The sequence below is a fragment of the Chromobacterium sp. CCUG 30098 genome (assembly GCF_059916605.1).
Genome location: NZ_JAUCGS010000005.1, coordinates 392,065 through 401,573, shown reverse-complemented (window position 1 = coordinate 401,573; position 9,509 = coordinate 392,065). Strand labels below are relative to the sequence as shown.

Below are 9,509 nucleotides of genomic sequence, written 5' to 3'. Positions count from 1 at the left end.
CATGTGAAAGTAGGACACCGCCAGACGCCCCATTGCAAAGCCCAGCTCAATCGAGCTGGGCTTTATGCATTGTGCTGTTGAACGGCGACACGGAAGCCTCCCCAAAGGGAGGCTTTGTTGCGTCCGCTGTCCGCTTACTTTTTGAGTTTGGCGGCTTTGCTCGCCGCCGGTTTGACTGCAGGGGTTTCCTGCGCTTTCGCCTGTCTGTCCGGTGCGATCTCGGTCAGCAACTGCTCCAGCAGTTTGCTGCGAGAGGCGATGTGATGGTCGAAGCGCCAGTCTTTCAGCAGGTCGATGGCGACGTCGAAGTAGCGCATGTCGATATCGTAGAGCAGGCTGAGGTCGAAAGAGCGGCCCATTTCCAGTGCGGTCGCCAGTTCCTTGAGCACTTGCATTTGCTGCGGGTCATGTCCTTCTTCGATGAAACGGCGAATCTTCTTGGCGGCATTCATGGGGGAGGCTCCCTTGTTGGCAATGCGCCTATCTTAGCCAATGTCGCCGGGGCTGTAACTTGCATTGGCGCAAAGCCGGACGGCTACGCCGCCTTCCCTCCCTTCTGCGGCATCGCCGCTGTCCTGAATACCACCCAAAAGAACTATTTCGATTAGATCGTTTTTCCTCGGTCTTGCCCACGTCTGGCGAATGGGTTTCCCGGCGCGCGAGCAGTATGGTGTGAGTATGGAGTTGGACTGACCGGCCGCCAGGCCGCTGAGGGAGGAAAGATGACATCCGCGGCGTACAAGCAGTATTCAGTGCTGGCCGTCAGCACTTTTGCTTTCACCGTCTGTTTCATGGTGTGGATGATGATGGGCGTGGTGGGCATTCCGGTGAAGCAGCAACTGGGGCTGAACGAGACCGAGTTCGGCATTCTGGTGGCGATGCCGGTGTTGTCGGGTTCGCTGGTGCGGGTGCCCTTGGGGATCTGGACCGACCGCTATGGCGGCCGCATCGTTTTGTTCTGCCTGATGCTGAGCGCGGTGCTGCCGATTTATCTGATGGAGTTCGCCTCCCAGTATTGGCATTTCTTGCTGATTGGGCTGTTCATCGGCTTGGCGGGCGGCAGTTTTTCGGTGGGCACGCCCTATGTGGCGCGCTGGTTCGACGCGCGGCATCAGGGTATGGCGATGGGCGTGTTCGGCGCGGGCAATTCCGGCGCGGCGGTGAATAAATTCGTGGCGCCGGCCTTGATCGCGCTGGGCGGCTGGACGCTGGTGCCCCAGGTTTACGCCGGGGTGATGCTGGCTGCGGCGCTGCTGTTTTGGTTTTGCAGTTATCACAATCCGGCGCACTTGAGCGGAGGGAGCCAGCGTTTCGTCGATCAACTGCGGGTGATGCGCGATCCCCGGGTTTGGCGCTACTCGCAGTATTACTCGGTGGTGTTTGGCGGCTATGTGGGCTTGTCGCTGTGGCTGACCAAGTATTTTGTCGGCGAGTACGGCTTTGATATGAAAACCGCGGCTTTTCTCGCCGCCTGTTTTTCCTTGCCGGGCGGCGTACTGCGCGCGATTGGTGGCTGGATGTCGGATCGCTTCGGCGCGTACCGGACCACCTGGTGGGTGATGTGGGTGTTATGGGTGTGCTTCTTCGTCTTGTCCTATCCGCAGACCGAGATGGTGGTGGCCACCGTCAAGGGACCGTGGAGCCTGCATATCGGTTTGAATTCGGTGCTGTTCACCGCGGTGCTGTTCATCGCGGGCGTGGCGATGGCGGTGGGCAAGGCTTCGGTGTTCAAGTTCATCGCCAATGATTTTCCCGACAATATCGGCGCGGTGTCCGGCGTGGTGGGCCTGGCCGGCGGACTGGCCGGTTTCGTGCTGCCGATTTTGTTCGGCGCGCTGGTGGACCTCGCCGGGGTGCGTTCCAGCTGTTTCATGCTGCTGTACGGCACGGTCTGCGTCAGCCTAGTCTGGATGCATTACTCGTTCAAGCCGGTGGCCGCGGAGCGTTTGCGTCTGGCCACCGCCAGTCGTTGAGTTTGAGTTGCATGGCGGCGCCTTGACGCGCGCCGCCTTTAAAAGATTGTCAAATAGCGCTGGTCTGGCCATGACTCGGGCCGGCGGGGAGGGTTGAGTCATGTCTTATGTCATCAAACGGTGGGAACCGGAAAGCGCCGAGTTCTGGCAACAAGAAGGCCAGAGCATTGCGCGGCGCAATTTGTGGATTTCGATTCCGTGTCTGACGCTGGCTTTCGTCATTTCGGTATTGTGGAGCGTGGTGACCTTGAACCTGCCGAACGCGGGTTTCAATTACACCAAGGATCAGCTGTTTTTGCTGACGGCGCTGCCGGCGCTGTCCGGCGCGACCTTGCGCATTTTTTATTCCTTCATGCCGTCCATAGTGGGCGGGCGCAAATGGACGACCTTGTCCACCGCCTCGCTGTTGATTCCGGCGATATGGCTGGGCTTTGCGGTGCAGGATCCCACGACGTCTTATCCGGTGATGCTGGCGATCGCCTTGCTGTGCGGGCTGGGCAGCGGCAATTTCGCCAGCTCCATGGCCAATATCGCTTATTTTTTCCCCAAGGCGCAGAAGGGCGCGGCCAATGGCTTGAACGCGGGTTTCGGCAACCTCGGCGTGTCCTTGGCCCAGTTCGTGATTCCGCTGGTGGTGACCGGCGGCATGTTCGGTGCCTTTGGCGGCGATGCGCAGCATTATGTCAAGGATGGGGTGGAAAAGAGCTTGTGGCTGCAGAACGCCGGCTTCGTCTGGGTGCCGTTCATTGTTTTGGCCACGGCGGCGGCCTGGTTCGGCATGAACGATCTGGCGGACGCCAAGGCCTCGTTCACAGAGCAGGCGGTGATTTTCCGCCGCAAGCATAATTGGCTGATGTGCTGGCTGTACATCGGCACTTTCGGCAGCTTCATCGGTTTTGCCGGCGCTTTCGCCCTGTTGACCAAGACACAGTTTCCGGAGGTGCCGGTGGCCAAGTTCGCCTTTATCGGCCCCTTGCTCGGCGCCCTGGTGCGCCCGATAGGCGGCGTGATCTCGGACAAGCTCGGCGGCGCGCGGGTGACCATGTGGGTGTTCGCGGTGATGGCCTTGGCGGTGGTGGGGGTGTTGCACTTCCTGCCGGCGCATGACGCGGCCGGGCAGTTGAGCGGCGGCAGCTTTGCCGGCTTCTTCGCCATGTTCCTCTTGCTGTTCACCATGGCCGGCGTGGGCAATGGTTCGACTTACCGAATGATTCCGACCATCTTCACCACCGGGCGGCTGCGCGCGGCGGCCGGTCGCGGCGAAGACGCGCGCAAGCAGGCCGAGGCGGATGGGGTCAAGGAGTCGGCCGCGGCTGGCGGCTTCATCAGTGCCATTGGCGCTTACGGCGGCTATTTCATTCCGCAGAGCTTTGGCGCGTCCATGAAGGCGACCGGCGGCGCGGAGCCGGCACTGTTGTGCTTCATTGTTTTCTATATCAGCTGCATCGCCTTGTGCTGGTGGTTCTATGCGCGCAAGAACGCGGAAGTGAGTTGCTGACAGGCTAAACGGCCGATGGAAACGAAACCGGCGAGGCGTCAAGACGATGCCTCGCCGGTTTGTCTTTATATAGGGCTGAAGCCGTTTGGCTTGAGCGCGGCGCTCCTGCCTAGCCGGACAGACGCTTCAGGGCAGTTTGACGATGTAGTTGGGACCGCCTTCCCGCGCTTTTTGCAGCGCTTCGTTCAAGCGTTCCAGCATGGGTTTGGGCGTGTTTTCGCTGCCGCGCAGAGCGCTCAGCCCGACGCAGGCGGCCGCCTTGCGCTCTTCTCCCTGGTAGACGAAGCTGAGCTGGCGCAGCGATTTGATCAGCCTGCGCGCCAGTTCGTTGGCGCCGCTTACGCCGGTGTTGGGCAGCAGAATGATGAAGGCGTCGTCTTCGCGCTGGGCCACCAGATCGCTGTCGCGCGTGCTTTGCAGGCACAGGCTGCCGGCCAGGCGCAGCAAGTGGCGGTGCGCCGAGCCCTCGTCAAGCTCCGGCATCGGCTCGGGCACGTTCATCAGGCTGAGGATCAGGCCGGAGACGGCGCCGCCGTAGCGGCGCGCGCGGCCGGTTTCGGCATGGGCGGCGGAGAGCAGGCGGTGCATGCCGGCCACGCCGGTCAATTTGTCGTCGTCGGCTTGCTTGTCTTCCGCGCGCAGGCTTTTCATCAGGCTGATCGAGCGCTCCACCAGATTGCGCTCAAAATCCAGCAACTGGCTCATGACCTTGGTTTCCGTCCGGTCGCTGAAGCTGTAGACCAGCATGAGCGCGCCTTCCAGCTCCACCTCGCGCAGCGACATCTGCACCTCGAAGCGGCGTCCGCCGCTGGCTTGCAAGGAGAGCGAGCGGTTGTAGATCATGCTGGTGCGGCGCAGTTCGCCGGCCAGCAGTTCGCTGTCCGCGGGGTCCGGCAGAAAGCGGGAGAAGGGCTGGCCAATCAGATCGCCGTGCGGAGTGGCCAGCAGGATGGCGGCCAACTGGTTGGCGCTGACGATCTGGCCGTCTGCGGGAAGCGCGATGATCAAGGCGCCCTGTACGGTGTCGATCAGCGATTGGAAGGCTTGCAGTATCGCCATAGGGGCTCTCCGTAAGTCGCGTGAGGCCGGCGAGTTCGCTCCTGGCGTGGCCAGGCGCGTAGCAGTGGGGCCGCTGGTCTTAAAGCGGCTGACAAACTCCAGGCGCCGCGTGGCATCGGCTCGCCGTCTTGCTTGCGCTGTCCGGCCGGCGCGCCTTGCTTGCCGCGTGGAACTGTTTTTTGTCCGCCGCTCTAAGTGTATTCCCTGAGTACAGATATTTCATGCTCAACTTAATTGAGAGTGGATTGTCATGCCCATCTTTGCCGGGAAATGACCGTACTTGCGCTGGGAGTCGGAATTAATTGCCTGCGTACGCTGGAAATTGCCATCAATCATGGTAAATTCGTGTTTGTACGCAAAATACACTAGCGAGAACCGTAGCCCGTCGCCACCCCTGACGCGGCTTTCGGCCCGCCCACACGGCGGTTTTCTCTCCCTTGCCCGGCTTGCCGGGTCCCTTCCGTTCGCTCCCGGGCTTCATGATCTGGCCTGGCGCGAGCCGCGCCTTACCGGCGCAAAACAGCACCTTTGCCGCTGCGGCGATCGCGTTTGGGCGCGGGCGTCGATCTCGGCGATTCAAGAACAAATATTCGGACAAAGAAGCAGACTGCATCATGGCAAGATCACAATGGGGCTCGCGCCTCGGTTTCATCCTCGCTGCCGCCGGCTCGGCCATTGGGCTGGGGGCGATCTGGAAATTTCCCTATGTCGCCGCCACCAATGGCGGCGGCGCCTTCCTGTTTATTTACCTGGGCATTTGCCTGACGCTGGGCCTGGCCCTGATGCTGGCCGAGATGGCCTTGGGGCGCGCGTCCAAGGCCGGCGCCGTCGGCGCTTTCCGGCAGTTGGCCGGCGGCGGCTGGCCCGTCATCGGTTATATGAGCGTCTTGGTGTGTTTCCTGATTCTGTCCTTCTACAGCGTGGTGGGCGGCTGGACCATCGCCTACATCGTCAAGGCGCTGGGCGGCGGCATCATGACGTCGGACGCCAAGACTCTGGGCGCCATCTTCAGCGGCTTCATCAGCGATCCGCTGGAGCCCATTGCCTATCACGCCGGCTTCGCCTTGCTGACGGTGTGGGTGGTGGCCGGCGGGGTGCAGAAGGGCATTGAAAACCTGTCCAAGTTCCTGATGCCGGCCTTGTTCGTGCTGATGCTGGTGCTGATCGCACGCGGCCTGACGCTGCCGGGCGCTTGGGAAGGCGTCAAGTATTTCGTGGCGCCGGATTTCTCCAAAGTCAGCAGCGCCATGCTGGTGGACGCCTTGGGGCTGGCCTTCTTTTCGCTGTCGCTGGGCCTGGGCATCATGATCACCTACGGTTCTTACGTCAGCAAAGAGTCCAATCTGCTGGGTTCGGCCCTATGGGTGATCGCCTTGACGGTGGCCACCTGCTTCCTGGCGGGCCTGATGGTGCTGCCGGCGGTGTTCGCCTTCGGCTTCGACCCCTCGGCGGGTCCGGGCCTGACCTTCATCACCATGCCGGCGGTGTTCGCCCACCTGCCGCTGGGGCAGGTGTTCGCGGTGATGTTCTTCTGCCTGCTGCTGCTGGCGGCGCTGACGTCTTCGGTGTCCTTGCTAGAGGTGGTGACCAGCTTCGCGATGGACGAGTTCGGCCTCAAGCGCACGCAATCCGCCTGGGTGATGACGCTGGGCATTTTCCTGCTGGGCATACCCGCTTCGCTGTCGCTGGGCGTGTGGAGCGATTACCTGCTGTTCGGCATGAGCTTTTTCGATTTTCTGGATTACCTCACTTCCAAGCTGCTGATGCCGGTGGGCGAGCTGTTGCTGGCCTTGTTCGTGGGCTGGAAGGCTTGGCCTGTGGTGCGCCGCGAGTTGAGCGGCGACGGCGCCGGCCGCGGCATGCGCCTGATGCGCGGCTTCTGCATGGCGATGGCGCCGGCCTTGATAGGCTGGATCATGATCGCCAGCCTGCGCGCGGCCTGATTGCCGCCGCCCCGCAACCCGCCGCTTTCGCGGCGGGTTTTTCTTTGCGCGCTCGCCCTGCCTGCGCGCGTCTCATGCCACTGTGTTTGCCTTGTCCAGCCATTGCCTATAGTTAGAGCGGTTGGCCGCTGCGTCAGGGTTGGGCTCCGGCGGTCCTTGGTCCATGGCTTGCGAACAGGATACCCGATGCACTTCCGTCTGAAGCTGGTGCACAAGCTGGCCTTGTTGATCGCTCCGCTGGTGCTGCTCTTGCTGTGCGGGGCCTTGTGGTTTGCCTTTACGCAGTGGCGGACGGTACAGGCTTTGCAGCGCGACCAGGCGCTGGTGGACGATGTGCAGCAAGTGGGGGCGCTGATTCACGCCTTGCAGATCGAGCGCGGCCTTAGCAACCGCTATCTGAACGAGCATAAGCCGATGCCGGCCGTCTTGCCGCGGCAAAAGGCGCAGGCCGACGCGCTGTTGACCCGCTTGCGCCAGCCGCCGGGCGACGAGTTGTCGCGCAAGGCCGGCCTGTTTCTTTCCCAGCAACTACCGGCGGCGGAGCTGCTCTCGACCTTGCGCCGCGATGTGGCGCAGCGCCATATTTCGCCGCTGCCGGCGTTTGAACGCTACACCGAAATCATCGAGCGGCTCTCCAAGGTCATCACCCTGTTCTATTCGCAAAGCGAGGACGTGCGCGCCTTGGTGCAGCAATGGTCCGCCTTGCACTGCCAGACGGAGTACACCGGCCGCGCCCGCGGCTTGATCGGCGGAGTGCTGGCGGTGGGCAGTTTCAATATCAACGAGTTCCGCCTGGCCAGCGGCATGGTGTCGCAGGAGGCGCTGTGCCGCAGCCTGTACCGGCAGAACGACGGCGACGAACGTCTGCTGGCCCAGGCGATGGACGCGAGCGGGGCGTACGAGTCGCTGCGCGACGCGGTGCTGGCGCGCGGCCCGGGCGCGATGCAGAGCTTGTCCAGCGAAGAGTGGTTCGACGTGGCCAGCCGGCGCATCGATGCTTTGCTGGAGGTGCAGAACGCGGTGTTGATCCGGATCCGCGACGCGCTGGCGGCGCAGCAGTCCGCCGCGCGCTGGCAAAGCTGGCTGGCGTTGGCGGTGTTGGCCGGGGTGTTGCTGCCCATCGCCGCCGCGCTGCTGCTGGCGCGCAGCATCCTGCGGACCTTGGGCGCGGAGCCGGACGAGGTGGCGCAGGGCATGCGGGAGCTGGCCGGCGGCCAACTGGACTTCCGGCTGCGGCTGGCTTCGTCTGACGACAACAGCCTGGCCGCGCACATCCGCCAGATGGGGCGGAAGCTGAGCGGGGTGATTCTGCAGGTGCAGCAGGACGCGGACGCGGTGGCCAATGCCTCGCTGCAATTGAACAGCGCATCGCAGGGCCTGTCCGACAGCGCCTGCCGCACTTCTTCCGACATCGAGCAAACCAGCCACGCGGTGGACGAGATCGCCGGGCAGATGTTCGCGATGGCTCGCGACGCCAGCCGCAGCGGCGATGTCGCCAGCGAAGCCGCGCGTCAGGCCGAGGAGGGCAGGCGGGTTGTCGGCGAAACCATAGAGGCGATGCATGTGATCGCCCAGCGTACCGACATCATCGACGACATCGCCTATCAGACCAATTTGCTGGCGCTCAACGCCGCCATTGAGGCGGCGCGCGCCGGCGAGCTGGGCCGCGGCTTCGCCGTGGTGGCCGACGAGGTGCGCAAGCTGGCGATGCGCAGCCAGACCGCGGCCAAGGAGATCGGCCAGGTGGCGGCCGGCAGCGTGAGGCTGGCGGAAGAGGCCGGCAAGAGCCTGAGCGCCATCGTCGAATCCAGCCAGCAAACCCGGCAGCTGGTGCGGGACATCTCCAAGGAGGCCGTGGCCCAGGCGCAGCACGTGGGCGGCATCAATCAGGTGATGCAGGGCTTGAGCCAGCTGTCCCAGGGCAACGCCGCCGCCAGCGAGCAATTGTCGGCGGCGGCGCAGGAAGTGTCGCAGCGGGCCGGCAGCCTGCGCCGGCAAATGGCCTATTTCCGGCGGCCAACCGACGTTTAGCGCACTTCGCGCATATCGTCGCGCTGGACGCGCAGCCGCACAGGTGCGCCGTCGGTCAGCAAATCCGCCGGGTTGCGGTTCAGCCGGTCCACCTGCAGCAGCGCGCCGGCGCTTTCCACCTGATAGCGGACGACATTGCCCAGCAACTGGCGCTGCTTCACCACCGCCGGCAGGCTGTCCGTTTCCGCGCTGTCGCCGGGCAGCAATTGAATGGACTCCGGGCGGATCGCCAGATGGCCCTGGATGTCCAGGCCGAACAGCGCCCGGCTGTCGCCGGCGGACAGCAGATTGTAATTGCCCATGAAGCGGGCGACGAACTCGGAGGCCGGCTGGGTGTAGATGGTTTCGGCGGCGCCCTCCTGCTCCACCTTGCCCTGATTCATCACGAAGATGCGGTCGGACAGGGTCAGCGCTTCTTCTTGGTCGTGGGTCACGAAAATAGTGGTCAGTCCCAGCCGGCGCTGAATGTCGCGGATCTGCTCGCGCAGATTCTTGCGGATGCGCGCGTCCAGCGCAGACAGCGGCTCGTCCAGCAGCAGAATGCGCGGCTCCACCACCAGCGCGCGCGCCAGCGCCACCCGCTGGCGTTGGCCGCCGGAGAGCTGGTGCGGGTAGTGGCCCTCCTTGCCGGACAGCTCCACCAGCGCCAGCGCGTCCGCCACCTTGCGGCGGATGTCGGCGGCCGGCCGCTTCTGCATCTTCAAGCCGAAGGCGATGTTTTCGCCGGCGTTCATATTGGGAAACAGCGCATAGCTCTGAAACACCATGCCGATGCCGCGCTTTTGCGGCGCGCAGGCGGTGATGTCCTCGCCCTGCAGGCGGATGGCGCCGCCGCTGGGGGTTTCGAAGCCGGCGATCATGCGCAGCACCGTGGTTTTGCCGCAGCCGGACGGGCCGAGGAAGGTGACGAACTCGCCGGCCTCCACTCGCATATTGAAGTCGTGCACCACCGTGTGCTGGCCGTAGCGCTTGTTGAGGTGCCGGATGTCCAGGTATGCCATATGG

General features: G+C 63.5%; 7 protein-coding genes. 4 read left to right on the top strand and 3 right to left on the bottom strand.

What is annotated here, in order from left to right; all coding sequences use genetic code 11:
- Positions 1-134: 134 nt before the first annotated feature.
- The gene (locus tag QUG03_RS14325) at positions 135-452 is read right to left on the bottom strand and encodes a hypothetical protein (RefSeq protein WP_107799994.1); all 318 of its coding nucleotides are present in this window, start codon (positions 450-452) and stop codon (positions 135-137) included.
- Between the two features lie 270 nt (positions 453-722).
- On the opposite strand from QUG03_RS14325, the gene QUG03_RS14320 reads away from it, so the two are divergent.
- A complete protein-coding gene (locus QUG03_RS14320) occupies positions 723-1,973 on the top strand; it encodes an MFS transporter (RefSeq protein WP_107799993.1) in 1,251 nt (416 codons plus the stop codon).
- 100 nt (positions 1,974-2,073) lie between these two features.
- Entirely contained in the window at positions 2,074-3,471 is a 1,398-nt protein-coding gene (locus tag QUG03_RS14315; RefSeq protein ID WP_107799992.1) for a NarK family nitrate/nitrite MFS transporter, read from the top strand.
- A gap of 126 nt (positions 3,472-3,597) precedes the next feature.
- Here the strand turns inward: QUG03_RS14315 and QUG03_RS14310 are convergent, their stop codons facing one another.
- Positions 3,598-4,530 carry a PAS domain-containing protein gene (locus tag QUG03_RS14310; RefSeq protein ID WP_107799991.1) on the bottom strand — a complete coding sequence of 311 codons (933 nt, stop codon included), beginning with the start codon at positions 4,528-4,530 and terminating at the stop codon, positions 3,598-3,600.
- Positions 4,531-5,144: 614 nt separating this feature from the next.
- Between QUG03_RS14310 and QUG03_RS14305 the strand changes: the two genes are divergently transcribed.
- Both QUG03_RS14305 and QUG03_RS14300 read left to right on the top strand, forming a co-directional pair.
- Complete coding sequence (locus QUG03_RS14305) at positions 5,145-6,473, top strand: sodium-dependent transporter (RefSeq protein ID WP_235089667.1); 1,329 nt, start codon at positions 5,145-5,147, stop codon at positions 6,471-6,473.
- A 186-nt stretch (positions 6,474-6,659) separates the two neighbouring features.
- A complete protein-coding gene (locus QUG03_RS14300; RefSeq protein WP_500820290.1) occupies positions 6,660-8,504 on the top strand; it encodes a methyl-accepting chemotaxis protein in 1,845 nt (614 codons plus the stop codon).
- Here QUG03_RS14300 and QUG03_RS14295 read toward each other — a convergent pair.
- Positions 8,501-9,505: an ABC transporter ATP-binding protein gene (locus QUG03_RS14295; protein ID WP_500820289.1), complete on the bottom strand. Its 1,005-nt coding sequence runs from the start codon at positions 9,503-9,505 to the stop codon at positions 8,501-8,503. The genes QUG03_RS14300 and QUG03_RS14295 overlap by 4 nt on opposite strands.
- Positions 9,506-9,509 lie beyond the last annotated feature (4 nt).

Coding starts and splice junctions, on each gene's coding strand:
- QUG03_RS14310 (WP_107799991.1), bottom strand. CDS start 4,530: ATGGCGATACTGCAAGCCTTCCAATCGCTGATCGACACCGTACAGGGC.
- QUG03_RS14300 (WP_500820290.1), top strand. CDS start 6,660: ATGCACTTCCGTCTGAAGCTGGTGCACAAGCTGGCCTTGTTGATCGCT.
- QUG03_RS14295 (WP_500820289.1), bottom strand. CDS start 9,505: ATGGCATACCTGGACATCCGGCACCTCAACAAGCGCTACGGCCAGCAC.
- QUG03_RS14325 (WP_107799994.1), bottom strand. CDS start 452: ATGAATGCCGCCAAGAAGATTCGCCGTTTCATCGAAGAAGGACATGAC.
- QUG03_RS14320 (WP_107799993.1), top strand. CDS start 723: ATGACATCCGCGGCGTACAAGCAGTATTCAGTGCTGGCCGTCAGCACT.
- QUG03_RS14305 (WP_235089667.1), top strand. CDS start 5,145: ATGGCAAGATCACAATGGGGCTCGCGCCTCGGTTTCATCCTCGCTGCC.
- QUG03_RS14315 (WP_107799992.1), top strand. CDS start 2,074: ATGTCTTATGTCATCAAACGGTGGGAACCGGAAAGCGCCGAGTTCTGG.